Genomic DNA, 24,402 nt, shown 5'->3' on the forward strand with positions numbered 1-24,402 from the left:
ACGTCATAAATAGGGGAAGAGCCTTCAAGCTCTTCCCCTATTTTGTATCTGGAGTCTGTACATGGAAAACCTGGATGCGCTCGTCTCGCAAGCTCTAGAGGCTGTGCAAAGCGCTGAAGATATCAATGCCCTGGAGCAAATCCGGGTTCACTACCTTGGCAAGAAGGGTGAATTGACTCAGGTGATGAAGACCCTGGGGAATTTGCCGGCAGAAGAGCGTCCGCAAGTCGGTGCGCTGATCAACGTTGCCAAGGAGCGTGTCACAGAGGTTCTCAATGCGCGCAAGGCGTTGTTTGAAGAAGCCGATCTGGCTGCCAAACTCTCCGCCGAGTCCATTGACGTGACCCTGCCTGGCCGTGGTCAGACCTCCGGTGGTCTGCATCCGGTTACCCGCACTCTGGAACGCGTCGAACAGTTCTTCACCCGTATCGGCTACGGCATCGCCGAAGGCCCCGAGGTCGAAGACGACTATCACAACTTCGAAGCACTCAACATCCCAGGCCATCACCCGGCCCGGTCGATGCATGACACCTTCTATTTCAATGCGAACATGCTGTTGCGCACCCATACCTCGCCGGTACAGGTCCGCACCATGGAGTCCAAGCAGCCGCCGATCCGCATCGTCTGCCCAGGCCGCGTATACCGCAGCGACTCCGATATCACCCACTCGCCGATGTTCCACCAGGTCGAAGGCCTGCTGGTCGATCGCGACATCAATTTCGCCGACCTCAAGGGCACCATCGAAGAGTTCCTGCGGGTGTTCTTCGAAAAAGAACTGGCCGTGCGTTTCCGTCCTTCGTACTTCCCGTTCACCGAGCCATCCGCTGAAGTCGACATGGAATGCGTGATGTGCAGCGGTAAAGGCTGCCGCGTCTGCAAGCAGACCGGTTGGCTGGAAGTGATGGGCTGCGGCATGGTTCACCCGAACGTGCTGCGCATGTCCGGGATCGACCCGGAAGAGTTCTCGGGCTTTGCCTTCGGCATGGGCGTTGAGCGTCTGGCCATGCTGCGTTACGGCGTGAACGACTTGCGTCTGTTCTTCGACAACGACTTGCGGTTCCTCGCGCAATTTCGCTAGTCGTAACGAATTCTTAGGAGAGCAGGATGAAATTCAGTGAACAATGGCTGCGTGGCTGGGTTAGCCCGCAGGTAAGTCGCGACGAGCTGGTTGCTCGTCTGTCGATGGCCGGTCTTGAGGTCGATAGCGTTACGCCGGCCGCCGGTGTTTTCAGTGGCGTGGTCGTTGGCGAGGTGCTGAGCACCGAGCAGCACCCGGACGCCGACAAGCTGCGCGTGTGCCAGGTCAGCAACGGTTCGGAAACCTTCCAGGTGGTTTGCGGTGCGCCCAACGTGCGCCCGGGCCTGAAGATTCCTTTCGCCATGATCGGTGCCGAGCTGCCAGGCGACTTCAAGATCAAGAAAGCCAAGCTGCGTGGCGTTGAGTCCAACGGCATGCTGTGCTCGCAATCCGAGCTGCAGGTCGGTGAAGGCAATGACGGCCTGATGGAGCTGCCGGCCGATGCGCCGGTGGGCGAAGACTTCCGCGTTTACCTGGACCTGGAAGACGCCAGCATCGAGGTCGACCTGACCCCGAACCGTGGTGACTGCCTGTCCCTCGCCGGTCTGGCTCGTGAGGTCGGCGCGCTGTACGCCGCTCCGGTGGTCCGTCCGGTGGTGGCTGCGGTGCCTGCCGCGCACGACGAAGTACGTTCGGTAGAAGTGCTGGCGCCGGCCGCGTGCCCGCGCTACCTCGGTCGTGTGATTCGTAACGTTGACCTGTCCAAGCCTACGCCGCTGTGGATGGTAGAGCGTCTGCGTCGCGCGGATGTGCGCAGCATCGACGCTGCCGTCGACATCACCAACTACGTGATGCTTGAGCTGGGTCAGCCACTGCACGCCTTCGACCTCGCCGAAATCAACGGAGGCATCCGTGTGCGCATGGCCGAAGAGGGCGAGAAGCTGGTGCTGCTCGACGGCCAGGAAGTCACCCTGCGTAGCGATACGCTGGTGATTGCCGATCATTCCCGCGCACTGGCAATTGCCGGCGTCATGGGTGGCGAGCACAGCGGTGTCTCCGCGACCACACGCGATGTGTTCCTGGAAAGCGCCTTCTTCGACCAGATCGCCGTAGCCGGCAAGGCCCGTTCCTATGGCCTGCACACCGATGCATCGCATCGCTATGAGCGTGGCGTGGACTGGCAACTGGCCCGCGAGGCCATGGAGCGCGCGACTGGCTTGCTGCTGGACATCACCGGTGGTGAAGCAGGTCCGATCATCGAGACCGTCAGCGAACAGCACCTGCCGAAAATTGCTCCGGTCACCCTGCGTGCCCAGCGCATTACCCAGATGCTGGGCATGGAAATGGATTCGGCTGAAGTGGAGCGTCTGCTCAACGCTTTGGGCCTGACCATTACTGCCGACGGAGCAGGGCAGTGGCGTGTAGAAGTGCCAAGCCATCGCTTCGATATCAGCCTGGAAGTCGACCTGATCGAAGAGCTGGCACGCCTGTACGGCTACAACCGTTTGCCGGTTCGTTATCCGCAAGCGCGCCTGGCGCCGCAAGCCAAGGCAGAGGCGCGTAGCGACCTGCCAGAACTGCGCCGCCTGCTGGTTGCCCGTGGTTACCAGGAAGCCATTACCTACAGCTTCATCGATCCGAAACAGTTCGAACTGTTTAATCCGGGTGTGGAGCCGTTATTGCTGGCCAATCCGATTTCCAACGACATGGCCGCCATGCGTTCGTCCTTGTGGCCAGGTCTGGTCAAGTCGCTTCAGCACAACCTGAACCGCCAGCAGGATCGCGTGCGCCTGTTCGAAAGTGGCCTGCGTTTCGTGGGTCAACTCGAAGGCCTGAAGCAAGAACCGATGCTGGCCGGCGTGGTTTGTGGCAGCCGTCTGCCGGAAGGCTGGGCGCAAGGCCGCGACACCGTCGACTTCTTCGACGTCAAGGCTGACGTGGAAGCGGTGCTCGGCTTCGCCGGTGCCCTGGATGCATTCACTTTCGTACCGGGCAAGCACCCCGCGCTGCACCCGGGTCAAACCGCGCGCATCGAACGTGATGGTCGTCTGGTCGGCTTCATTGGCGCGATCCACCCCGAATTGTCGAAAACCCTCGGTCTCGACCGTCCGGTCTTCGTCTTCGAACTGGTTCTGGCGGAAGTAGCGTCGGGCAAAATGCCGAAATTCCACGAGTTATCGCGCTTTCCTGAAGTGCGTCGTGACCTTGCACTGATTGCGCACAAAGACGTTGCAGCCACGGCTGTACTGGACGTAATCCGTGAAAATGCAGGCGAATGGCTGACAGACCTCAGGCTATTTGACGTGTATCAGGGTAAAGGCATTGATCCTGATAGAAAAAGCCTCGCAGTCGGCTTGACCTGGCAGCATCCATCGCGCACTCTTAATGACGATGAGGTGAATACCGCAACGCAAAACATCCTCACCTCGCTCGAACAAAGGTTGAACGCCACGTTAAGGAAGTGACGTATGGGGGCTCTGACGAAAGCTGAGATGGCGGAACGTCTGTATGAAGAGCTGGGCCTGAACAAACGGGAGGCCAAGGAATTGGTCGAACTGTTTTTTGAAGAAATCAGGCACGCGCTCGAAGACAACGAACAAGTCAAATTGTCCGGTTTCGGCAATTTCGACCTTCGGGACAAACGCCAGCGGCCTGGCCGCAATCCGAAAACGGGGGAAGAAATCCCGATCACGGCTCGCCGTGTGGTCACCTTTCGTCCAGGGCAGAAGTTGAAGGCCCGAGTTGAGGCTTATGCTGGAACCAAGTCATAACGACGAGCTCCCCGTCATCCCGGGCAAACGCTACTTCACCATTGGTGAAGTCAGCGAACTGTGTGCGGTTAAACCACACGTGCTGCGCTACTGGGAGCAGGAGTTTCCTCAACTCAACCCTGTCAAACGCCGCGGAAACCGCCGGTATTATCAGCGCCAGGACGTGCTGATGATCCGGCAGATCCGCGCGCTCCTTTATGATCAGGGGTTCACCATCGGCGGAGCGCGCCTGCGTTTGTCCGGTGATGAAGCCAAAGACGACACCACCCAATACAAGCAAATGATCCGCCAGATGATCGCCGAGCTCGAAGATGTTCTGGTGGTACTCAAGAAATAAATTCCTGCTTTTAAATACTTCCAGTTTTCAAAAGCTTGCGATATATTCTTGAGCGTTCCTCGAGAAGAGGAACAGGTTTCACGCCTAGTCGGGGCGTAGCGCAGTCCGGTAGCGCACTAGCATGGGGTGCTAGGGGTCGAGTGTTCGAATCACTCCGTCCCGACCATTTATTTCCAAGAAATCCAGTCACTTAGCGGTGACTGGATTTTTTTATGGCTCATCGTTTTTTCGAGGTACTTATTTTTGCCCCACTTTTTGCCCCACTGAAAGGCCAAAAGGGCTTTTTTTGTCTGCTGCCAACTCAAAGCAAGCGCCCCAAACAAGTCGGGGTGTTTGCTAAGGCTTTCATCAGTGTGTTTTCACATATTCTGTTTGGGCGATTTCTTCACGGCAACATCAACCGCCAACTGTCAGTGATCTCCCGACCAATCCGCTTCAGTCTGGAGACCCTGGGCACTCCGGGGCGAAGCCTTTCCACCACTCAGGTCGATCAGGTTGCTGCTGATAGGTCTGCACCTGATCAGCCGCGCTGCCCAGTAGTTGCTCGACGCTCAGACCTCGCTTGACGACATATTCATCCAGTTCGCGTACAGCGCGAGACAATACGTCATAGCCGCCAGTGAACACCGCCGAGGTCATCTCTGTGGCGCAGGCCCCGGAAAGCAGAAAGCGCGCGACGTCCAGCCCGGTGCGAGCGCCATTGGTGGCGATCAGCGGGTAATCATCGCCCATGGCTTTGCGGGTCATCATCAGCCAGCGCGCGGTCAGTGGAAGTGCCCAACCGCCGCCTATTGCGGCACTGGTTCCGAGCAGGGGCAGGCCGGTGTCCAGGTCCGGCAGAAAGCCCATAAACCGTCCCATCATCACGACACTGTCGGCTCCGCCCCTGCGTGCGGCCTGAGCCAGACCGACGACGTCCTCGCTCTGCCCGGTGAGCTTGATCCACAGCGGTAATGTCGTCGCCCGCCGGATACGCGAGACAATGGCTTCTATGCGTGCTGCGCCCCGCTCAAGGACGATGGCGCCCTTGGCTGCTTCTTCACCGTGAGGTGCGCCAATGTTCAGCTCCAGCACTCGCAGGCCCGCCTGTTCGATCTGCCGGGCGTACTGCGCGCATTGTTCAAGGTCACTGAGGATCAGGCTGGGAATGACATAAGCATCTTGCTGTCGAGCCTCCAGGTCCAGCTTGGCCAGCTCCTCGAGCCATTCGGTAAAACCGCGTTGCACCAGGCCTGAGCGCCCGAACAGGCTAGCATCGGATGGCGGGGAAAAGTCCCACGGCAAACGATTCCAGTTCGAGTCCAGTAACGCATAGTCCGTCTTGTCCAGTTGGTGTTTGGCGGCTTGCGATTCGTTGGTGGATTTGGCGACCACCGCGCCTGCTCCAGTGGCGAGGGCGGCGCGGATGGCATCGCGAGTCATGGTCTGCTCGCCAGCTCCGCAGAAGACCGGATTCTTAAAGGACAGTGGTCCAATCTGTGTGGTTAGTCGCGTCATGACCGGGTGCTCACAGGTTCATCAAGCGGGAAGCGTTGCCGGAGGTCAACTTGCGAATATCCTCGTCGCTGTATTTCAGATCCAGCAGTTGGCCAATCACATTACGAAAGCCCTCGGCGATGCTTGGATTGCCTTGCTGACCCAGGTCAGAACCGAGAATGGTCAGGTCCACGGTTCCCGCTTCGATCACTTGTCGCAGGAATTGATCATCGTAGAATTTGAATTTCGACCCGGGTACCCACATGCACATGGAGTGCTCCATGTAGACGCCCTCGCTGGCCAGTTGGCGCATGTCATCGAGCGTGGCATCGACCACGTAGGTCGGATGATTGACCAGCAGTCGTTTGACACCGCGTTTGCGAGCTTCTTCAAACAGCGGCCAGATCTCCTTGATGTTGAGGTGGCCGGCCGACAGGACCACATCTTCTGCGGCAATCAGGTCGAGGATCGCTTTGACTTCTTCCTTCAGGCGGCCATCGTCATCGAGCACGGTCAAAGGGATCGGCTGCAGCATGCGTTGGGTGGTTTGCGGAAATTTTTCGGAGAATTTCTCGTCCTGATGGTGATGGGCGATGTGGTTGGCGGAAGAAAATGTTGGCATCCAGACCAGCTTCGCACCCAGCTTCAGGCCGTGCTCGACCGCATGGACGTTGAGCCCGCCGACCGAGTTGTTCAGCGGCACGCCTGACAGCATGTGTACATCAAGCTCGCTGAAGTGTTTGTTCAGCAGGGTCGTCACGGGTGTACAGCTGTAATAGTGGTCTTTGAGCAGCACTGCCTTTAAACCGGCCTCGCTGGCTTCGCGCATGGCTTCAACATGGTCGCAGTAGCGCGGCATGACCGAGGGGCCGCTGTGGCAATGCAGGTCGATGGCGCCGTGCATGAGGCTGTCGATATGAGCCTGGCGTTCTTCGTTGACGGGTGTATTGACGATAGCGTTCATGGAATTACCTCTTGTAGTTATGCAGGCGGCTCAGCGGACCAAACTGTGGAAATGGCGCACCTGTTGAGTCCAGCCAGTTCGCAGCACTGCCTGATCCGAGCCCAGAATGAAAAAGCGCATCCCCTGGTTGCTGAAGCGCTCCAGGTCTTCGCTGTTGGCGACAAAAATCCCGGCGGCCTTGCCGGCTTGCCGTGCAGCCTCGATCACGCGGTTGACGGCGGACTCGACGCGTGGATCATCGAGTGTGCTGGCACCCAAGGACACCGCGAGGTCGGCACGTCCGACCAGCAGGCAGTCGATCTGCTCGACGCTGGCAATCGCCGCCAGGTTGTCGAGTGCCGCGCGGTCTTCGATCTGGGCAATGATCGCGTGGCGACCATCCTCGTCGGCCATGTGTTCAGCAAGGTTCGCGCGGCCATAGCGGCCGGCCCTGGGCGAGTTGGAGAAACCCCGGCTGCCGTTGCGATATCGGCTTGCCTGCAATACCTGGCGTGCCTGCGCCGCATCGACGATATGCGGCAACACCAGGCCGTCGGCGCCCAGGTCCAGCGCCTGCAACAGCGTGGTGGGGCGGTCGTCAGCGACGCGCACCAGACCGGCCACTTTCGCCGCACGACAGGCCAGCAGGCCACGATCAAGGCTGGCTTGATCGAAGGGCGCGTGTTCGGCATCCAGCACCACGGCATCCAGCATGCAGTCACCGGCGATCTCTACCACCGCATGGCTCGGCGTCTTGATGAAGGTGCTGATCAGTGACTGGCCGGCACGCAGTCGGGACGAGAAGTTCATGGCTGTTTTTGCCCGGCGTTGGCGAATTCGCTGGCCTGGTATTCGATCAGGTGCCGGTAGTCGTCACGGATCGGCGAGAACACGTCGAGGTTCATCACCACTTCGTCACCGATCGGTTCGGCGTAGTGCACCACATGGGGCGGTATGCGGATCATGCTGCCCGGGCCACCTTCGACGACGTCGTTACCCAAGTGAAAGCGCACGCGTCCCTGCACGATGATCACTAGCTGTTCAAAGGTGTGGCTGTGGGGAAAAACATCCATGCCCGGGGTTAGCCAGTTCATCACGCATAGCGTGTCATCACCACGGAACGCTACGCGCTCGACGCCCTTGCGGACGGTTTCGCGAGGCAGGTCATCCCAGTTATGAAGCAGTGCATTGGCAATACTCATCAGATCGCACCTTTGTTTCTTTTGTAGGAATAGTATTTCGCTGAGAGATAAAGCTAACGCGCTCCATATTAAATGGTCAAGCGACTTTTTCGCCTTGACACCCACGCTTTTAGACTCCTAGGATTGCGCTACACAGAGAAATATCATTTCTTTCAATGAAACCAAATTTATTCAATTTGCCAAAGGTGCTTTCTACATGCGAGTTATCGAATCCCTGCTGATTGACGGTCAATGGTCTGCCGGCAGCCACGAGCGCCAGGCCGACGTGTTCAACCCGGCCTCCGGAGAGTTGATCGCCAAGCTGAGCCTGGCCACGACCGGCGATCTGGATCGCGCGCTGGCGGCGGCACAACGTGGCTTTCAGCTGTGGCGCAAGACTTCGGCTTACGAGCGTTCGAAAATCCTGCGTCGGGCAGCGGATCTGGTGCGTCAACGTTCGGATGAAATTGCGGCGCTGATTACCCTGGAACAAGGCAAGCCGCTGGCGGAAGCCAAACTTGAAGCCTTCGGCGCTGGCGATCACATCGATTGGTACGCCGAAGAGGGGCGCCGCGCTTACGGTCGAGTGATTCCACCGCGCGCCCGAGGAGTCCGGCAGACCGTATTGCGCGAGCCTGTGGGGCCGGTAGCGGCTTTCAGTCCCTGGAACTTCCCGGTCAGCCAACTGGTGCGCAAGATTGCCGGTGCACTGGCTGCCGGTTGTTCGATCATTGCCAAAGGCCCGGAGGAAACCCCTTCATCCTGCATCGAGTTGTGCCGCGCGTTTCAGGATGCCGGCGTGCCTGACGGTGTCCTGAACCTGGTGTTTGGCGTACCGGCCGAAGTGTCCGATTACCTGATTCGTTCCGAGGTCATCCGCAAGGTGTCGTTCACCGGTTCGGTGCCTGTTGGACGGGCACTGGGTGCGTTGGCGGGGCAGTACCTCAAGCGCTGCACACTGGAACTGGGCGGGCATGCACCGTTCATTGTCTGCGATGACGTCGACGTCAAGGCTGTGGCGGCGCTTGGGGCGGGCCTGAAATTCCGCAATGGTGGCCAGATCTGTGCCTCGCCTACGCGTTTCTATGTGCAATCGGCGGTATATGAGCAGTTTATTGATGCTTTCTGCGCGGCCGGTGCCGCGATCAAGATCGGCGATGGCCACGATGCCTCGACGCAACTGGGCCCGTTGGCCAATCCACGCCGGGTTGCCGCCGTACAGGAATATGTCGATGACGCGTTGGCCGTCGGCGCACAACTGGTGTTGGGTGGCAAAACCGCCGAAGGCGCTGGCTTTTTCTATCCTGCGACGGTGCTGACCGATGTGCCGGAAAACGCACGGGTGATGAACGAAGAACCGTTCGGCCCGATCGCCTCCATCGTCCGTTTCGATAGCGTTGAAGAAGTGATCGAAAAGGCCAACGGCTTGTCTTTTGGGCTGGCAGCGTTCGTGTTCACTCGATCGATCCAGCGCGCAACGTTGCTGACGGATGAGCTGGAGTCGGGCATGGTTTCCATCAATCACTTCGGCCTGGCTGCACCGGAAACACCGTTCGGTGGGGTCAAGGACAGCGGTTATGGCAGCGAGGGCGGCAGTGAAGGGCTGGACGCGTACTTCACCACCAAATTCGTCAGCCAGATCGGCTGAACAGGACCGCCCACCACCGAGAACAATGCCCATGCAAACCTTCGATTACATAGTGGTCGGGGCCGGTTCCGCTGGCTGTGCCTTGAGCGCACGGCTGGCAAGCGCTGGCAAGCAGGTGCTATTGCTTGAAGCCGGACCGGCTGACAACCATCCGTACATTCACATTCCCGGCACCTTTATCCGGGTTCACGGCTCCCGGCGTACCTGGATGTATCGCACCGAACCCGAGCCTTTCGTCAATCAGCGCCAGGTCTTTATTCCACAAGGCCGCACGCTAGGAGGCGGCAGCTCGGTCAACGCGATGATTTATATACGCGGCCAGGCACAAGACTATGACGATTGGCAGGCCAATGGTTGTCCCGGGTGGGGGTGGCAGGACGTTCTGCCGGTGTTTCGCCGTTGCGAAACGAACGTCCGATTAGGTGGTGCCTTGCACGGCCAGAATGGCCCGCTGAACGTCAGTGATGCTGGTCACCGGCATGCCTTGAGCCGCGCATTTGTGAGGGCCGCGGTTGAAGCAGGGGTGCCCGCGACGGATGACTTCAACGGCGCAAGACAAGAGGGCGCCGGCTTCTATCAAACCACCACGTCGCACGGTCGGCGCGCCAGCTCGGCGGTGGCTTACATAAAGCCTTTGCGCAACAACCCAAACCTCAAGGTGCTCACCGAGACCCATGTCACTGAACTGCTGTTCGATGGCGCTCGGGTCACGGGAGTTCGGGCCATGGATCGTGAAGGCGTTGCGATCAGGTTTGCTGCCCGTGCAGAAGTCATTGTCAGTGCCGGAGCGATCGCTTCACCCAAGCTTCTGATGCTGTCGGGGATCGGGCCGCAGGCTCATCTGGATGAAATGGGCATTGCAATGCGCGTTCACTCGCCGGGCGTGGGCGAGAACTTTCAGGATCACCTCAGCGCTTCGGTGTATGCGCAAACACGTGAACCCGTCAGCTTGCTCGGGCATGACCGGGGCTTGCGTGCGTTGGGGCACGGGCTCAAGTACCTGGCCAACCGTTCGGGTCTGCTTAGCTCCAATGTTGTCGAGAGCGGTGCTTTCGTCGATGCCACCGGTTGCGGTCGGCCGGATGTGCAATTTCATGTGGTGCCAGCGCTGGTCGGCGATATCGACCGGTTGCCGCCCAGTGGCCACGGTATCTCGATCAACCCCTGCGCCTTGCGGCCTCGCTCGCGCGGCCAACTGCGCCTGAAAAGTGCCGATCCAATGCAAGAGGTGTCGCTGAAGGCCAATTACCTGAGTGATGCGCACGACCTTCGGACCATGGTCGCAGGCGTTAAATTTGCCCGGCGTATCCTGCGTGCACCAGCGCTTGCCAGCGTTGTGGAAAAAATGCTGTTGCTACCTGATCACGACGACATTCCAGATCATGTGCTGGAGGACTACGTGCGCAGTGTTGCAAAAACCGTGTTCCATCCTGCGGGAACCTGTCGCATGGGGATGGATGCCAACGCAGTCGTCGGGCCCGATCTTCGGGTGCATGGCGTGCAGGGGCTGCGCGTCGCCGATGCGTCGATCATGCCGACTATCGTCAGCGGCAATACCAATGCTCCCTGCATCATGATCGGTGAGCGGTGTGCCGATTTCATTTTGGGGAACGCCGCGTAGTCAGTCCAACCCCAACACCTCTTCGCATGCACAACAATTACAAGAGTACAGCGATGAACCTCATATCCCGCAGCACCTTCGACAATGAACAGGACAGCCTGCTCTACAACCGTATCGCGTGGCGCATGTTGCCGTTCCTTTTCGTCTTGTATGTGGTCGCCTTTCTGGATCGCGTGAACGTTGGATTTGCCAAGCTGCAGATGTCGGCCGACATCGGTTTGAGCGATCTTGCGTTCGGTTTCGGCGCCGGGGTTTTCTTCATCGGCTACTGTCTGTGCGAGATACCCAGCAATATGATCCTGCAGCGTGTCGGGGCGAGGTTCTGGATCACCCGGATCATGATCACCTGGGGGGTGCTGTCGATCTGCATGATGTTCGTCAAAACGCCAACGGCCTTTTATATCCTGCGCTTTCTGTTGGGCATGGCAGAGGCCGGGTTCTATCCAGGGGTCGTGCTGTACATGACCTACTGGTTTCCTTCCTATGCGCGCTCCCAGGGCATGGCCTGGTTCAATCTGGGCATTGCGATGGCCGGTGTTCTGGGCAGTCCGCTGTCCGGCTGGATCATGCAGACATTTGCCGGCGTAGCGGGCATGGCGGGCTGGCAATGGTTGTTCTTGCTGGAGGGAATTCCAGCGGTACTGCTGGGTATCACGGTGTTCTTTTACCTGGACGATCGACCTGGCAAGGTGCACTGGCTCAGCCCTGAACAGAACACTCGTGTGGTGCAGCAACTGGCGGCTCAGCGCCAGCAGCATGAGGCGGCGGGGGCTGGCCACAACTTCCGGGCGGCATTCGTCAACAAAGATTTGTGGTGCCTGATCTACGTGAACTTCGCATTGCTGTGCGGCACCTATGGGGTGTCATTCTGGCTGCCGCAGATCGTTCAGGGGCTTGGGGTGAAAAGCCTGTTTCATACCGGGTTGATCGCCGCCATTCCTTTCGCGGTGGCGTCGGTCGTCATGGTATTGGTCAGCCGCCACTCGGATAAACAACGTGAGCGACGTTGGCACGGTACGCTGTGCAATCTGGCTTCTGCCTTCGGGCTTGCAATTGCGGCGTACTTCCATGATCAGCCGGTGTTGTCGCTGGCAGGGCTGAGTCTGGCCATGTCTGGCGGCCTGGCGGGTTTCTGTGTGTTATGGGCGCTGCCCGGTGTACTGCTCACCGGGACCGCGGCCGCGGCAGGTATTGCCCTGATTGCCACTGTCGGGAATCTGGGCGGCTATGCCAGTCCGTTCATGATGGGCTGGGTCAAGCAGAGCAGCGGGCATCTGGAATATGGCCTGTATGCGTTGGCCGGCATGACGCTGATCGGGGCGCTGGTGATGTTTTCAATTAAGCCTCCAGGCGCTGTGGCCGTTAAAGGATTGCCTGAACTCTCGAACATCTGATATCGCAGAACAACACAAGTGTTTCGGCAGGAGATACAATCGGGCTTTTCCAGTTATCGACTCGAGGTGACCTCTTGGAACAGGATGACGAAAAGCCCACCACCGGCCCCGTACTGCTGGAATCGGTGGAAATGGTGTTCCGTCTGCTCGATGAGCTGACCGCTGCACGCCGCCCTTTGGGGGTGACTGAACTGGCTCATCTGCTGCAAACCGCCAAACCGAGAACCTACCGGCATCTGGCCTCGATGCGTCAGCTGGGCATCCTCGAACAAGATCCCGTCAGCGAGAAATACCTGCTTGGGGCTCGCCTGGTCGCCTACGGTGAGGCGGCAGGTGAGCAGTTTGACCTGCGGGCCATTGCTGATCCTTACCTGACACGTATTCGCGACGCCACGGGGCAAACGGCACTGCTGGCGGTCGCCACTCATGACACTGCGCTGGTGGTGTCGTGTGTCGAGTCCAAAGCCAATGTGTGCATTTCGGTCAAGCCTGGTAACCGCGTGCTGCCCTATTGCTCGGCACAGGGGCGCACCGTGCTCGCTTTCGCCGATGCCGCCAGCCAGCAACGGGTCATGCGCCGCAAGATGCCGGCTCTCACCGAGCGCACCCTGCACGATCCCGAGTCGCTCACCCAGCGTCTGGAACTGATTCGCCAACGGCTTTATGACGATGCCGACGGTGAAGTGACCATGGGTATCAATGCGCTGTGCTGTCCGATCTTTCGCGAGAACGATGTGATTGTCGGCACGATTGGGATCGTGGGTCCGAGCGCGGCGATTCCTTCGCCACCACCGGCCGCGATGCTGCGCGAGTTGCAATCGGCAGCGGCCGAGATCAGCGAGCGTTTGCATGCAGGGACCTACCAGCGTTTGTGATGAGGGGGATGTCAGGAAAGCGCAATGAAAAACAGGCCTGCAATGCAGGCCTGTTTTTTATTGCTGTCTTGCGGGGATGAGGTCAGGAGCGCCGAGTCGCTGCGCGTGACAGCAGCAACAGCAGGGCGGCAAACAGCACCATGACGGTTGCCGCTGAAAGCAGGACCGGGCTCAACGCTTCTCGAGCGGTAGTGAACATCTCCCGAGGCAGGGTCCGCTGATCAGGCCCGGCGAGGAATAGAGTCACCACCACTTCATCCAGAGAGGTGGCAAAGGCGAACAAACCTCCGGACACCAGGCCTGGTGAAATCAGCGGCAATGTCACTTTGCGCAGCGTCACCCAGGGTGTCGCACCCATGCTGGCGGCTGCCCACAACAGCCGCTGATTCAGACCGCCCAGCGCGGATCCGACGTTGACCACCACAAAAGGCACGGCCAGGGTGGTATGCGCCAGAATCAACCCCAAGTAGGTTCGCGTCAGCCCGGCATTGGAAAACACAAAATACATGCCCACGCCGACGATGACGGCCGGCACGATCATGGGGGCGATCAACAGCACTTCGATGAAGCGTTTGCCGGGCATGGCCGGGTGTCGCAAACCAAGCGCCGCCAGCCCTCCCAGGACCACAGCAAGCGCGGTACTCGCCAGAGCCACTGCAAAGCTGTTGAACAACGCACTCAGCCATTGCGAGGAGGAGAAAAAGTCCTCATACCAGCGCAGCGTAAAGTGACCCAGAGGCAGTGACATGTAGCGGCTGTCGCTGAACGACAGCGGCAATACGATGAGAATAGGCAGCAGCAGGAAGGCCAGTACCAGACAGCCACTGAGTGACACGCCGAGGTTGCCGAACCAGGCCATCGGCCCGTTATTTGGATTGCGGATCATCACTTCGCTCCTGTACTGCGACGGGCAAGATGCGCCTGAATGAGGTAGAGCAGGGTGGTTGCTACCAGCAGCACCAACCCCAACGCCGAAGCCAGTCCCCAGTTCAGTGTGCCGGTGGTGAATTGGGCAATGTAGAAACTGATCATTTGATCGGCCGGTCCACCGAGCAATGCGGGCGTGATGTAGAAGCCCAGCGTGACGATGAAGACCATCAATGCCCCGGCTGCCAGCCCAGGTAGAACCTGTGGTAGGTACACCTGGAAAAACACCCGCAACGGGCGAGCCCCCATCGAATAGGCCGCCTGTACCAGCAGGCGATTGCAACTGGACATGGCCGCAAGAAGCGGGAACACCATGAACGGCAGCATCACGTGAACCAGAGCCAGAATCACCCCGAAGCGGTTGTACAACAGGTGCAACGGACTGTTGATCCATCCCAGCTTCAACAGCATGGCGTTGACGATCCCCTGATCCTGCAACAGCACCATCCAGGCGGTCGTGCGAACCAGGATCGACGTCCAGAACGGCAGCAGGATCAGTAGCAACAGCGCGTTGCGGGTCTTTGGCGTTCGACGATCGAGAAACACGCACAGCGGGAATGCCAACAGCACACAGACCAGCGTCGTGATGGCGGCGATGCCAAAGGTGCGTCCGAGGATCGAGCGATACAGACCGGCTTCATCCTTGGCGACCAGGCCCTGCTGGTAGTCGTGTTTCATGTCCACGGCGGACAGCAGGTGGTAAGTGCCGACGGGTCCTGAGGCACGCTTGAAGGTTTGCCAGGTGGCATTTTCCAGCCAGCGCGGATCGAGCTTTTGCATGCCTGCACTGCTGCCGTCCAGATCGGCGGCCTCGCGTTTGGCGGTCATCAGCAAACCACGCAGTTCCGGTGCCTCGTAGGCCAGGCGCCGGGCCGCCGCTGCCAGGTCACGGGGCGACACGGCCTTTAGGTCCTGTACCAAAGGCTTGAATAAGCGCTCGTCCGGGGCAGAGATGCCATCCCAGTTTGCAACGGCAGTGGCCGTCGCAGGCATGGCTTGAGGCAGCTCGCTGTCAGCGACAGCGCGCCACAATAGTGTGCCGATCGGACCGACGAAGGTCAGGACGAGAAACACCACCAAGGGTGCCAGCAGGCCGTAGGCGCGCCAGAGGGCGCCGCGATCCTTGCGGGTGACCACCGGTGATGAGGCATTGATTACGATTGCACTCATGTCTATTTACTCGATCCGGATCACTGGGCCGACCAGGCGGTCCACTTGGCATTTAGTTCGTCGATACGGTCAACCCAGAACTTGTCGTTGAGCACCAGCACGTTGGCGCTGTTCTGCGGTGCGCTTGGGGAGTCAGCGAGCGCCGCCGGGTCAGTTTCAGCGATGCCTTTGACGGAAGTGATCCCGGTCGGCTGCAGGCTTGGCCATTTCTTCTGGTTTTCAGCTTTTCCCATCACATCCAGCAGGCCGTAGGCTTTGTCGACGTTCGGCGAGTTGGCGAGGATCACCCAGCTGTCCATGGTTTGCAGCGACTGATTCCACACCAACCCGAACGGTTTGTGATCCTGGTGGATAGCGTTGGTCACCCGCCCGTTATAGGACGTGGTCATGCTCACTTCACCAGACGCGAGCAATTGCATCGGTTGGCCGCCCGCTTTCCAGAACAGCAGCTGGCTTTTGATCGTGTCGAGTTTTTTGAACGCGCGTTCTACGCCGCCCGCCGAGTTGAGGATTTTGTAAACGTCGGCCGGTGCAACACCGTCGGCCATGAGGGCGATTTCCAGATTGCCCTTGGGACCCTGGCGCAATGCGCGTTTGCCAGGGAAAGTCTTGGTATCGAAAAAGTCACTCCAACCTTTGGGCGCACGGCTGGCCTTGCTGGTGTCGTAGCTCAGCACGAAGTTGTAGACTGCGCTGCCCACACCGCATTCGCTGACCGCGCTGGGGATGTAGTTGTCTTTGCCGCCAATACGTTTGAAGTCCATCGCGACGAAAAGCCCTTCACCGCAACCCAGCTGAAGGTCTTCGGCCTCGACTTGAACCACGTCCCAACCACTGTCAGCGCCTTCGGCGTGAGTTCTCAACAAGCCGATACCGCCTTCCCAACTGTCATCGATGACTTTGTTGCCGCTGGCCTGGCTGTACGGTTCGAAGAAGATCTTGCGCTGCACATCCTGATACGCGCCACCCCAGGAGGCCACGGTCAGGTCTCTGGCCTGAGCGGTTCCCTGGAGCAGGGCGAGCCCGCACAAAACGAAGGTGAGACTGCGAACGGAGCATGGATTGAACATGATGTGACTCCCAGACTTTTGATTTAGTTGTGGTCGGCAGTGGTGACGTAACAGATCGACGCGGTGTTGTTTTTTTGGGGGAGCGCTCAGCGCAAAACCATTGCCTGTGCAGCGGGCAACGCCAGCCTTACGCTTTCACCGGGCAGAGGCGGCGCCTGGCCCAGGCTTCCCGGGTTGTAAGTCATCGACAGTTCGCAGCCATTGATCATCACCAGGCGCAGCTTGCAATGGGCGCCATGGAAGATGCTGTCGACGACACAGGCCTGAATCGCGGCTTCGCCGGGTGCGGCCAGTCGCAAGTTCTCGGGGCGAATCGCCAGCGCTGCCGGGCTGCCTGCGGTCAGCTCGGGATCGGCGCAAAAGGCCTCGTGGACCGTGCCCGTTTCGGTCAGCCGGATCCGGGCGAGATTGTCCGAGACACTGACCAGAACACCCTCCAGCACATTGGTCTCACCCAGAAAATTGGCCACGAAGCGAGTGGCGGGTCGGTTGTAAATGGTTTCCGGCCGGTCGATCTGGGCGATCTTGCCTTCGTTGAACACGGCCACGCGATCAGACATGGTCATGGCTTCGTCTTGATCGTGGGTGACGTAGACAAACGTAATGCCCAGCTGTTTGTGGATGGCTTTGAGTTCCAGCTGCATGTGCTCACGCAAGCCTTTGTCGAGGGCGCCCAACGGCTCGTCCATCAGCAGGATGCGTGGGCGATACACCAGCGCCCGGGCGAGTGCGACACGTTGTTGCTGGCCGCCGGACAACTGCGCCGGGTTGCGGTCCTCGAAGCCTTCCAGGCGCGCCAGTGCCAACGCCTCCTTGACCCGAACCCTGGCTTCGGCGGCCGGTATTTTGCGCAGGTTGAGGGGGAAGGCGACGTTCTCGGCCACGCTCATGTGCGGGAACAGGGCATAGCTCTGGAAAACCACGCCCATGTCGCGCTTGTAGGCCGGCAGTTTGCTGATGTCGTTGCCGTCCATGAGGATCCGGCCACGGTCTGGCGCGTCAAAACCGGCAAGCATCATCAGCGTGGTGGTCTTGCCCGAACCGCTGGGGCCGAGCAAGGACAGAAATTCGCCCTGGCGGATGTTTAAGTCGAGGTTGTCGACGACCCAACTGCGTTCGTCATAGGTCTTGTGTACACCTTCGAACCGAGCCAGTACCGGACGTTGCGCTTCGGCTGCTGCGATGTCGTCGGGCAATGGCATAGGCACCCTGGTTAATGCGCGGCTGGAGTGTGCGGTCATGGCCGGATACCCGCGAGGACTTCATCGAGTGCCTGGGCCACTGCCTTGAGAATAGTCTGGATCTGATCGGCATCGACGATCAGCGGCGGCGCCATCACCAAGGTGTCGCCCAGGGCACGCAACAAGATGCCGTTGCGTTGCAGCACGTCGCTGACTTTACTGGCCACTTTGAGCTCGGCGGGGTAGGGCGCACGGGTCTGCTTGTCGGCGACGAACTCCAATGCCGCCATCAGCCCGATGCCGCGTGCCTCACCTACCAGCGGGTGATCGGCAAAGGCTTTGATGCCCGCCTGAAACGCCGGGGCAACCTCGCAAACGTGCTCGACGATATCCAGTTCGTCATACATGCGCAGTGTTTCCAGCGCCACAGCGGCGGCCACCGGATGCCCGCCATAGGTGTAACCGTGACCGAGGCCGCCGAGCGTGTTGCTCTGATCGGCGATGACCTGATAGATCTGGTCGCTGAGCAATAACGCCGAGATCGGCTGGAACGCGGCGGACAAACCTTTGGCACAGGTCAGCATGTCCGGCTGGATACCCATAGCCTGACAACCCCAGTAGTAACCGGTACGGCCGAAGCCACAAATCACTTCGTCGGCCACCATCAGAATGTCGTACTTGCGCAGTACCGCCTGGACCTTGGCGAAGTAGCCGGCTGGCGGCACGATCACGCCGCCGGTGCCCATTACCGGTTCCGCAAAGAATGCGCCAATGGTTTCAGGGCCCGCGTCGAGAATGGCTTGCTCCAGTTCTTCGGCGAGGCGGGTGGAGAACGCTTCTTCGGTTTCCTCTGGCAGGCCTTGGCGATAGAGGTGTGGGCAACGCACATGGATGACATCGGCCAGAGGCTCGCCCCAACCTTTATGCATGTTCGGCAAGCCGGTAAGGCTGGCGGCGGCCAGGGTGGTGCCGTGGTAACTGCGTTGCCGGGCAATCAGGCGTGTCTTGCCCGGCTTCCCCAGCGCAATGTGGTAGTAGCGCACGAACTTGATCGCGGTATCGATCGCTTCCGATCCTGAACTCTGGAACACCACTTTGCCCAGGCCCGCCGGTGCGTGAGCAATCAGTTCGGCTGCCAGGTCGGCAGCGGGTCCATGGCTACGGTGCGCGAATGTCTGTTGATAGGGCAGCTTCAGCATCTGTGCATACGCCGCTTCAGCCAGACGTGGCTGGCTGAACCCCAACGTTGCACACCACAGGCCAGACATGCCCTCGATATAGCGCCGGCCTTGCTCGTCGAATACATAAATGCCTTCGCCATGCTCGATCAACAGTGGACCCAGCTGTTCGTGCAATCGCAGATTGGTCTGCGGGTGAAGGTGGTGGGCGATATCTCGCTTGGCCAGGGCCGAATCACGAGCGGTCATGACGTCATCCTCTTCAATCAGTGTTCATTCGTATGCGTATGCGGTACGTGGTTTCATTTTTACGACTATTGGCGTTAGTCGTCAAATGTTTTGTGTGTCGCTGTTAGCAATACTGTTTCTCTGAGAGAAAAACAATTGAGCTGTTTTTGTTAAGGGAAATGGCATTTATATGTAAATCAGTGGCTTATGTTGCGATTGTGTTGAACGGAGCGCGGGTATACCCAGTGCGACGAATATTCATGGGCTCAGGGTTGTTGCTGGGACATATAGACTTGTATCGTTTCGCCTACGCGAACACGGTGCTTTTTTGATTTACAGCACAAAGCCTGCCAGCTCGACTCTGGCTTCGATGAATTGGGTGGACGGAATCAAACATGAGCGACGATGCAGGGAAAGGTGGGGTCAGATCGGTGCAGCTCGCCCTTGACGTGCTTGAGCGGGTGGCAAGCGCGGGGGAGGAGGTCGGGGTCAGCGAGCTGGCCGTACAGCTGGGAACGACTAAAGGCTCGGTCTTCAGGCACCTGAAGACCCTGGTGGAACGCGGTTACTTGAGTCAAAACCCGCAGACCTCAAAGTATCGACTGGGCATCCAGGCCTATGTACTCGGGCAGGTGGCGGCCAGCGGGATCGACCTGCTGAGTGCTTCCGCTGACGCCATTCGAGATCTGCGCGACGAGTTGGGATTGACGGTGGTCCTGTCGGTGCTGCAAGCGCGCCGTTTAATGGTGGTGGAAACGCTGTTGGGCAAATCCACGCTTGAAATCGGTGTGCGTATCGGCACTGAACTGCAACTGCATTGCAATGCTCAGGGCAAGGTGGCTTTGGCTTTCGCCAAGCAATTGAGCATGGATCAACTGCCGGGCGAGTTGCCCGCCATCACGGTCAATACGGTGACCGACCGCGCCGTCCTGGCGCGTCAGGTCGCCGAAGCCAGGTCTCAAGGGTGGGCATCTGCCATCGAGGAAGAAACCCTGGGCATTTCCGCTATCGCTGCACCGATATTAGGCATCAACGAGGAATTTATCGGCACGGTGGCGCTGGTGGCGACCGTGCAGAATATTTCCCGTGAACTGGATCCTGAGCAGATTCGGGCGTTGAAAAAAGCCGCGTTGCGTGCGTCATGGAATCTGGGGTTCAAAGGCGAGTTTTGAAGGACGAAGCCTTTAGCTGTCGATTCGTCGACGTGCGTCATGTACACGAACTCACTGGCGAGCTGGCGCCGGGGTCACCTTGGACGGGTATAGGCCGATCTTCCACTGCTTCCTACTATGGGGTCATGTTCAATGCCCCCTGGGGTAACAGGAAGCCTGAGTCATGGCGATCGACAGCAACGATTTTTCACGCCTGAGCCCCGAAGCTCGCGTATTTCTCGAGCGTACACATGGTCACTTCATCGATGGGCAATGGCAGTCGCCCGCCGCCAGCATTGCAGTGCTCGATCCTTCCAGTGGTCAACAGATCAGCGCCATTGGCGCAGGAAGTGCCGCAGATATAGACGGCGCCGTGCAGGCTGCTCATCGCGCCTTCAATCATCCTTCCTGGCGCGGACTTGCAGCACTGGATCGTGAACGCCTGATCTTGCGCCTTGCCGATTTGATCGAAGCCAACATGGCACTTCTGGCTCAGGTCGAAAGCGTCGATAACGGCATGCCGTTGGGGTTTGCCGAAATCAACGTGGGCGGCGCCGCGGGTGTTCTGCGCTATATGGCCGGCTGGCCTTCAAAGATTGTCGGCGATACGGTCGATGTGAAGATGCCGTTTCCCGGTAGTCAGTTTTTCGCCTACACCGCCCGTGAAGCGGTGGGGGTGGTCGGTGCCATCGTGCCGTGGAACGTACCGTTGATGATGGCGATCTGGAAGCTTGCGCCAGCGCTGGCGGCGGGTTGTACGGTGGTACTGAAACCGGCTGAAGATGCCTCACTGACGGCATTGATTCTGGCCGATCTGATTCAGCAAGCCGGCTTTCCCAACGGCGTGGTCAATATCGTGACAGGCTATGGCGTCGAGGCCGGTGAAGCGCTGGTACGGCATCCCTTGGTGGCGAAGATCTCCTTCACCGGATCCACCGAGACTGGCAAGTACATCAATCGTCTGGCCACTGACAGCTTGAAGAAAGTCACCCTCGAGCTGGGTGGAAAATCGCCAACGATTGTGTTCGATGACGCGGATCTTGCGCAGGCCATCAGTGGCGCTGCCAATGCGATTTTCACCAACTCCGGGCAGATCTGTGTGGCTGGTGCGCGTTTGTACGTGCAACGACGAGTGTATGAACAGGTCTTGGAGGGTGTCGCTCGACAGGCCGACAGCCTGCAGCTCGGCGCTGGTCTCAATGCGGGCAGCCAGATGGGGCCATTGATCAACGCTCGTCAACTCGAAAGAGTGCAAGGCTACGTACAACGGGCAGTGCAGGGCGGCGCTAGCCTGGTGACACAAGGGCGCGACCCACAAGGCGAGGGCTTCTTTGCGGCGCCTGCGGTTCTCGCAGGTATCAAGCAAGGGGATGACCTGGTGCAGCAAGAAATCTTCGGCCCGGTCCTCGCTGTATTGCCATTCGATGATCTCGAAGAAGCGGCGGTGCTTGCCAATGACACGGCGTACGGTTTGGCAGCCAGTGTCTGGAGTCGCGACTTGAGTCGCGTTCATCGGCTTATTCCTTTGCTCAAGTGCGGCAAGGTATCGGTCAATACCGAAGGCTTCCCTTATCCGGCGCTGCCGGAAGGCGGGACCAAGCAATCCGGATTTGGCCGTGATCTTGGCCGAGAAGGCCTTGATGGCTATCTGGAGAGCAAAACCGTACTGGTTCGGGTTTCCTGATCAGTTCGGGCTCTGTCGGAGGTTTGCCTATGCCGCATTTCATTGTCGAGTACAGCGCCAATCTGGAGCACGAACTGGACCTCGATAGGTTGTTCGCCAACGTTCATCGCCAACTGATCGCCATGCCACAGTTTCCCACCGGCGGTATCCGCAGTCGGGCAAGGCGCATCGAGCATTATTGCTTTGCCGATGGCTTGGGCGATTACGCCGGAGTTCATGTCGAACTCAAGCTCAGTGCCACCCGCCCGCAGGCTATGCGTGAGGAGATCGGGCAACGCATTTTCGCCACGCTTGAGGCGCATTTTGCTGATCTGCAGGCGCGTCGCTTTCTGGCGTTGTCGATGGAAGTGGGGCTGTTTCATCCAGGTTCGTTCTTCAACTCAAACAATTTGCACGCGCTGTTCGAGCATCCCTGAGGTGAGAGTGCGCGGTTGAACTCTGCCTGCCCCGAGTGAATCGGGAAGGGCTGCCTTTTCAATGTCTGGAGTTAGAATCATGAAGCTTGCGTCACTGAAATCCGGGCGCGATGGCCAACTGTTAGTGGTTAGTCGCGACCTGAAGCTGGCAGTCATCGTGGGTGCGAGAGCGCCCACTCTACAGTTCGCACTGGACCACTGGGACTCACTGGAAGCGCCGTTGCGCGAGTTGTATGACGGGTTGAATAACGGTCAGGTCGAAGGGGCTTTTGCCCTTGATATGACGGTGTTGGGCGCGCCACTGCCACGCAGTTATCAGTATCTGGATGGAGCCTGCTACCTCAGCCATATTCAGCGCAATCGCGCCGCGCGTGGCGAGACCTTGCCCGCAGACCTGCTGGAAAAACCGCTCGTCTATCAGGGTATTTCCCACGGCTTCATGGCCTGGAATGATCCTATCCGCTTGCCAGACGATGGTATGGGCATTGACTTTGAAGCGGAGATTGCCGCTGTCACCGGCGATGTACCCATGGGCGTCTCGCCAGAGAATGCGACGAGCTACATTCGCTTGTTTGTGCTGCTCAATGACGTTTCGTTGCGTGCCCTGATTCCCGCCGAACTCAAACGCACCTTCGGTTTTGTTACCAGCAAATCGGCGTCCACGCTGGGGCCAATCGCTGTCACTCCCGATGAACTAGGGGAGTTGTGGGACGGCAAACTGGTGTCCGGGAAAATGAAGTGCTGGGTTCGCGGAGCGCTTTTCGGTGATATCGAAACCGGTATCGACACGCCTTTCCACTACGGCCACATGATTGCTCATGTGGCTCAAACCCGAGACTTCGAGCCCGGCACTCTGGTCGGACTGGGTACAGTTTCCAATGAAGATGACAGTGTCGGCTGCGGTTGTATCGGTGAGTGGCGAGCGCTGGAAACCATCAAGACCGGGCAAGCCTCGACCTCGCTGTTGAAGTTCGGCGAGCGGGTCAGGATCGAGCACTTTGACCGCCACGGGCAATCGGTTTTCGGGCCCATCGATCAGGTTGTTGCACAGCGCAAAATCAACTGATCCAGACATCTAAATACTGAATAGGGAGCTCCGCATGCTCTGTAAAAGTCTTCATCACGCCGCATTCCGTTGTAAAGATGCCCGGGAAACTGTCGAGTTCTACACAAACGTTCTCGGACTGAAATTCATTCACGCGATGGGCGAAGACCATGTCCCGTCAACGGGCGCCTACAGCCCGCACATCCATATTTTTTTCCAGATGGAAGACGGCAGCTGCATCGCCTTTTTTGAACTTCCCAACGACCCTGGGGCGCTTTCCGGGCGTGATCCCGAAACGCCGGGCTGGGTCCAGCATTTCGCTTTTCGGGTCAAGGATGTCGAAACCTTGCTGCAGGCCAAGATTGATCTGGAGTCCAAGGGCGTCAATGTGTTGGGTCCGGTCAATCATGATGACTTTCTGCTTTCGATCTACTTTTTTGACCCTTCGGGGCATCGCCTGGAGCTGGGAGTACACACCTCGACCCCGGAAATGGATGAGGCATACGAACGTGAGGCCCAGGCGATATTGATGCATTGGGACGGGCGCCATAACTGGTCCGAACGAGAGCTCATTTTCGGCGCGACTCACGGTTACAGCCGCTAGTCTCAAACCCATGGCACTTTTGTAAGATTGGCAGGCCCCTTCAGCCATTGTGCGCAAGGGGCTTTGCTCATTGAGGAGTTTTTCCATGTTGATGTCCCGCGCCCAAGTCAGCACGCCCTTGGCAACCCGCTGCCTGACCCGTCTTTGCCGCCACTGGAGTCATAAGTTTATCGTCAGTTTCGATGAGACACGGGGCGATATTTTTTTTGACCCGTCTCGTTGCCTGCTGGAGATCAATGACGATGGCCTGCTTATCACCCTTCATGCCCCTGACGTTACGCAACTGGATGAACTGGAGCCGGTGGTGGCTGATCACCTGCAACGGATGGCCGCTGAGGAGCTTCTGAGCATCAGTTGGCAACGCTGATTTTTTGATAGCCAACCCGACGGGCGCCTCAATAGGCGCCCTTTTTTTTGGGGGGGCTTTTTCCTCTGTAGGAGCGAGCAGGCTCGCGAAGAACCCGAGAGCGCCGCGGGGTGTCAG

General features: G+C 58.8%; 23 protein-coding genes and 1 tRNA gene. 15 read left to right on the top strand and 9 right to left on the bottom strand.

Going from position 1 to position 24,402, the window contains the following annotated elements; all coding sequences use genetic code 11:
• Window positions 1-61: 61 nt before the first annotated feature.
• The 5 genes from pheS (at window position 62) to KGA88_RS17165 (ending at window position 4,292) form a co-directional block, all read left to right on the top strand.
• The gene (pheS, locus tag KGA88_RS17145; RefSeq protein WP_007992477.1) at window positions 62-1,078 is read left to right on the top strand and encodes a phenylalanine--tRNA ligase subunit alpha; all 1,017 of its coding nucleotides are present in this window, start codon (window positions 62-64) and stop codon (window positions 1,076-1,078) included.
• Window positions 1,079-1,104: 26 nt separating this feature from the next.
• Entirely contained in the window at window positions 1,105-3,483 is a 2,379-nt protein-coding gene (gene pheT / locus KGA88_RS17150) for a phenylalanine--tRNA ligase subunit beta (RefSeq protein ID WP_223592953.1), read from the top strand.
• Window positions 3,484-3,486: 3 nt separating this feature from the next.
• The gene (gene ihfA / locus KGA88_RS17155) at window positions 3,487-3,789 is read left to right on the top strand and encodes an integration host factor subunit alpha (protein ID WP_002553164.1); all 303 of its coding nucleotides are present in this window, start codon (window positions 3,487-3,489) and stop codon (window positions 3,787-3,789) included.
• Complete coding sequence (locus tag KGA88_RS17160) at window positions 3,770-4,126, top strand: MerR family transcriptional regulator (protein ID WP_003179985.1); 357 nt, start codon at window positions 3,770-3,772, stop codon at window positions 4,124-4,126. Before ihfA ends, KGA88_RS17160 begins: the two co-directional genes overlap by 20 nt.
• Before the next feature lie 89 nt (window positions 4,127-4,215).
• A tRNA-Pro gene (locus tag KGA88_RS17165) sits at window positions 4,216-4,292 on the top strand.
• A gap of 269 nt (window positions 4,293-4,561) precedes the next feature.
• Here KGA88_RS17165 and KGA88_RS17170 read toward each other — a convergent pair.
• Genes KGA88_RS17170 through KGA88_RS17185 form a run of 4 tightly spaced genes read right to left on the bottom strand, consistent with a single transcriptional unit; the run spans window position 4,562 to window position 7,747 of the window.
• Window positions 4,562-5,623, bottom strand: coding sequence for a dihydroorotate dehydrogenase (locus KGA88_RS17170; RefSeq protein WP_223592955.1), 1,062 nt, complete (start codon window positions 5,621-5,623; stop codon window positions 4,562-4,564).
• A 10-nt stretch (window positions 5,624-5,633) separates the two neighbouring features.
• Window positions 5,634-6,566, bottom strand: a complete 933-nt coding sequence (locus KGA88_RS17175) for a DUF6282 family protein (protein WP_223592957.1) — start codon at window positions 6,564-6,566, stop codon at window positions 5,634-5,636.
• A gap of 30 nt (window positions 6,567-6,596) precedes the next feature.
• Window positions 6,597-7,355 (bottom strand): HpcH/HpaI aldolase family protein, encoded by a 759-nt coding sequence (locus tag KGA88_RS17180; protein ID WP_223592959.1) that lies wholly within the window; start codon window positions 7,353-7,355, stop codon window positions 6,597-6,599.
• Window positions 7,352-7,747, bottom strand: a complete 396-nt coding sequence (locus tag KGA88_RS17185) for a cupin domain-containing protein (protein ID WP_223592961.1) — start codon at window positions 7,745-7,747, stop codon at window positions 7,352-7,354. Before KGA88_RS17185 ends, KGA88_RS17180 begins: the two co-directional genes overlap by 4 nt.
• A 196-nt stretch (window positions 7,748-7,943) precedes the next feature.
• Here KGA88_RS17185 and KGA88_RS17190 point away from each other — a divergent pair, with 196 nt between their 5' ends.
• The 4 genes from KGA88_RS17190 (at window position 7,944) to KGA88_RS17205 (ending at window position 13,264) form a co-directional block, all read left to right on the top strand.
• Window positions 7,944-9,374: an NAD-dependent succinate-semialdehyde dehydrogenase gene (locus tag KGA88_RS17190; protein ID WP_223592970.1), complete on the top strand. Its 1,431-nt coding sequence runs from the start codon at window positions 7,944-7,946 to the stop codon at window positions 9,372-9,374.
• Window positions 9,375-9,405: 31 nt separating this feature from the next.
• Window positions 9,406-10,995, top strand: coding sequence for a GMC family oxidoreductase (locus KGA88_RS17195; RefSeq protein WP_223592978.1), 1,590 nt, complete (start codon window positions 9,406-9,408; stop codon window positions 10,993-10,995).
• A gap of 53 nt (window positions 10,996-11,048) precedes the next feature.
• Entirely contained in the window at window positions 11,049-12,389 is a 1,341-nt protein-coding gene (locus tag KGA88_RS17200) for an MFS transporter (RefSeq protein ID WP_223592980.1), read from the top strand.
• A gap of 74 nt (window positions 12,390-12,463) precedes the next feature.
• Window positions 12,464-13,264, top strand: coding sequence for an IclR family transcriptional regulator (locus tag KGA88_RS17205; protein ID WP_154910110.1), 801 nt, complete (start codon window positions 12,464-12,466; stop codon window positions 13,262-13,264).
• A gap of 82 nt (window positions 13,265-13,346) precedes the next feature.
• Here the strand turns inward: KGA88_RS17205 and KGA88_RS17210 are convergent, their stop codons facing one another.
• The 5 genes from KGA88_RS17210 to KGA88_RS17230 all read right to left on the bottom strand — a co-directional run bounded on the left by KGA88_RS17210 (window position 13,347) and on the right by KGA88_RS17230 (window position 19,039).
• Window positions 13,347-14,147 (bottom strand): ABC transporter permease, encoded by an 801-nt coding sequence (locus KGA88_RS17210; protein WP_411740852.1) that lies wholly within the window; start codon window positions 14,145-14,147, stop codon window positions 13,347-13,349.
• Between the two features lie 2 nt (window positions 14,148-14,149).
• Window positions 14,150-15,361, bottom strand: a complete 1,212-nt coding sequence (locus KGA88_RS17215) for an ABC transporter permease (RefSeq protein ID WP_223592997.1) — start codon at window positions 15,359-15,361, stop codon at window positions 14,150-14,152.
• Between the two features lie 20 nt (window positions 15,362-15,381).
• On the bottom strand, window positions 15,382-16,431 hold the full coding sequence (locus KGA88_RS17220; RefSeq protein WP_223592999.1) for an ABC transporter substrate-binding protein: 1,050 nt from the start codon (window positions 16,429-16,431) through the stop codon (window positions 15,382-15,384).
• An 86-nt stretch (window positions 16,432-16,517) separates the two neighbouring features.
• Entirely contained in the window at window positions 16,518-17,633 is a 1,116-nt protein-coding gene (locus KGA88_RS17225; protein WP_223593002.1) for an ABC transporter ATP-binding protein, read from the bottom strand.
• 35 nt (window positions 17,634-17,668) lie between these two features.
• Window positions 17,669-19,039, bottom strand: coding sequence for an aminotransferase (locus tag KGA88_RS17230; RefSeq protein WP_223593004.1), 1,371 nt, complete (start codon window positions 19,037-19,039; stop codon window positions 17,669-17,671).
• Between the two features lie 374 nt (window positions 19,040-19,413).
• On the opposite strand from KGA88_RS17230, the gene KGA88_RS17235 reads away from it, so the two are divergent.
• From KGA88_RS17235 to KGA88_RS17260, 6 genes are all read left to right on the top strand, one after another.
• Complete coding sequence (locus KGA88_RS17235) at window positions 19,414-20,190, top strand: IclR family transcriptional regulator (RefSeq protein WP_223593007.1); 777 nt, start codon at window positions 19,414-19,416, stop codon at window positions 20,188-20,190.
• Window positions 20,191-20,353: 163 nt separating this feature from the next.
• Entirely contained in the window at window positions 20,354-21,853 is a 1,500-nt protein-coding gene (locus KGA88_RS17240; protein ID WP_223593009.1) for an aldehyde dehydrogenase family protein, read from the top strand.
• Between the two features lie 29 nt (window positions 21,854-21,882).
• The gene (locus KGA88_RS17245) at window positions 21,883-22,269 is read left to right on the top strand and encodes a 5-carboxymethyl-2-hydroxymuconate Delta-isomerase (RefSeq protein ID WP_223593011.1); all 387 of its coding nucleotides are present in this window, start codon (window positions 21,883-21,885) and stop codon (window positions 22,267-22,269) included.
• Between the two features lie 79 nt (window positions 22,270-22,348).
• Window positions 22,349-23,335 carry a fumarylacetoacetate hydrolase family protein gene (locus KGA88_RS17250; RefSeq protein ID WP_154910118.1) on the top strand — a complete coding sequence of 329 codons (987 nt, stop codon included), beginning with the start codon at window positions 22,349-22,351 and terminating at the stop codon, window positions 23,333-23,335.
• Between the two features lie 34 nt (window positions 23,336-23,369).
• The gene (locus KGA88_RS17255; RefSeq protein ID WP_154910119.1) at window positions 23,370-23,918 is read left to right on the top strand and encodes a VOC family protein; all 549 of its coding nucleotides are present in this window, start codon (window positions 23,370-23,372) and stop codon (window positions 23,916-23,918) included.
• Between the two features lie 85 nt (window positions 23,919-24,003).
• On the top strand, window positions 24,004-24,285 hold the full coding sequence (locus tag KGA88_RS17260) for a DUF2218 domain-containing protein (protein WP_223593013.1): 282 nt from the start codon (window positions 24,004-24,006) through the stop codon (window positions 24,283-24,285).
• Window positions 24,286-24,402: the final 117 nt, after the last annotated feature.

The organism is Pseudomonas sp. A-R-19 (genome assembly GCF_019956575.1).
GTDB lineage: Bacteria > Pseudomonadota > Gammaproteobacteria > Pseudomonadales > Pseudomonadaceae > Aquipseudomonas.

What these genes read in the sequence shown, in the direction of transcription:
- KGA88_RS17220 (WP_223592999.1), bottom strand. Translation starts at nt 16,431, where the DNA reads ATGTTCAATCCATGCTCCGTTCGCAGTCTCACCTTCGTTTTGTGCGGG.
- KGA88_RS17260 (WP_223593013.1), top strand. Translation starts at nt 24,004, where the DNA reads ATGTTGATGTCCCGCGCCCAAGTCAGCACGCCCTTGGCAACCCGCTGC.
- KGA88_RS17185 (WP_223592961.1), bottom strand. Translation starts at nt 7,747, where the DNA reads ATGAGTATTGCCAATGCACTGCTTCATAACTGGGATGACCTGCCTCGC.
- KGA88_RS17195 (WP_223592978.1), top strand. Translation starts at nt 9,406, where the DNA reads ATGCAAACCTTCGATTACATAGTGGTCGGGGCCGGTTCCGCTGGCTGT.
- KGA88_RS17250 (WP_154910118.1), top strand. Translation starts at nt 22,349, where the DNA reads ATGAAGCTTGCGTCACTGAAATCCGGGCGCGATGGCCAACTGTTAGTG.
- KGA88_RS17235 (WP_223593007.1), top strand. Translation starts at nt 19,414, where the DNA reads ATGAGCGACGATGCAGGGAAAGGTGGGGTCAGATCGGTGCAGCTCGCC.
- KGA88_RS17215 (WP_223592997.1), bottom strand. Translation starts at nt 15,361, where the DNA reads ATGAGTGCAATCGTAATCAATGCCTCATCACCGGTGGTCACCCGCAAG.
- KGA88_RS17230 (WP_223593004.1), bottom strand. Translation starts at nt 19,039, where the DNA reads ATGACCGCTCGTGATTCGGCCCTGGCCAAGCGAGATATCGCCCACCAC.
- KGA88_RS17180 (WP_223592959.1), bottom strand. Translation starts at nt 7,355, where the DNA reads ATGAACTTCTCGTCCCGACTGCGTGCCGGCCAGTCACTGATCAGCACC.
- KGA88_RS17190 (WP_223592970.1), top strand. Translation starts at nt 7,944, where the DNA reads ATGCGAGTTATCGAATCCCTGCTGATTGACGGTCAATGGTCTGCCGGC.
- KGA88_RS17255 (WP_154910119.1), top strand. Translation starts at nt 23,370, where the DNA reads ATGCTCTGTAAAAGTCTTCATCACGCCGCATTCCGTTGTAAAGATGCC.
- KGA88_RS17170 (WP_223592955.1), bottom strand. Translation starts at nt 5,623, where the DNA reads ATGACGCGACTAACCACACAGATTGGACCACTGTCCTTTAAGAATCCG.
- KGA88_RS17200 (WP_223592980.1), top strand. Translation starts at nt 11,049, where the DNA reads ATGAACCTCATATCCCGCAGCACCTTCGACAATGAACAGGACAGCCTG.
- pheS (WP_007992477.1), top strand. Translation starts at nt 62, where the DNA reads ATGGAAAACCTGGATGCGCTCGTCTCGCAAGCTCTAGAGGCTGTGCAA.
- KGA88_RS17245 (WP_223593011.1), top strand. Translation starts at nt 21,883, where the DNA reads ATGCCGCATTTCATTGTCGAGTACAGCGCCAATCTGGAGCACGAACTG.
- pheT (WP_223592953.1), top strand. Translation starts at nt 1,105, where the DNA reads ATGAAATTCAGTGAACAATGGCTGCGTGGCTGGGTTAGCCCGCAGGTA.
- KGA88_RS17160 (WP_003179985.1), top strand. Translation starts at nt 3,770, where the DNA reads ATGCTGGAACCAAGTCATAACGACGAGCTCCCCGTCATCCCGGGCAAA.
- ihfA (WP_002553164.1), top strand. Translation starts at nt 3,487, where the DNA reads ATGGGGGCTCTGACGAAAGCTGAGATGGCGGAACGTCTGTATGAAGAG.
- KGA88_RS17240 (WP_223593009.1), top strand. Translation starts at nt 20,354, where the DNA reads ATGGCGATCGACAGCAACGATTTTTCACGCCTGAGCCCCGAAGCTCGC.
- KGA88_RS17225 (WP_223593002.1), bottom strand. Translation starts at nt 17,633, where the DNA reads ATGCCATTGCCCGACGACATCGCAGCAGCCGAAGCGCAACGTCCGGTA.
- KGA88_RS17175 (WP_223592957.1), bottom strand. Translation starts at nt 6,566, where the DNA reads ATGAACGCTATCGTCAATACACCCGTCAACGAAGAACGCCAGGCTCAT.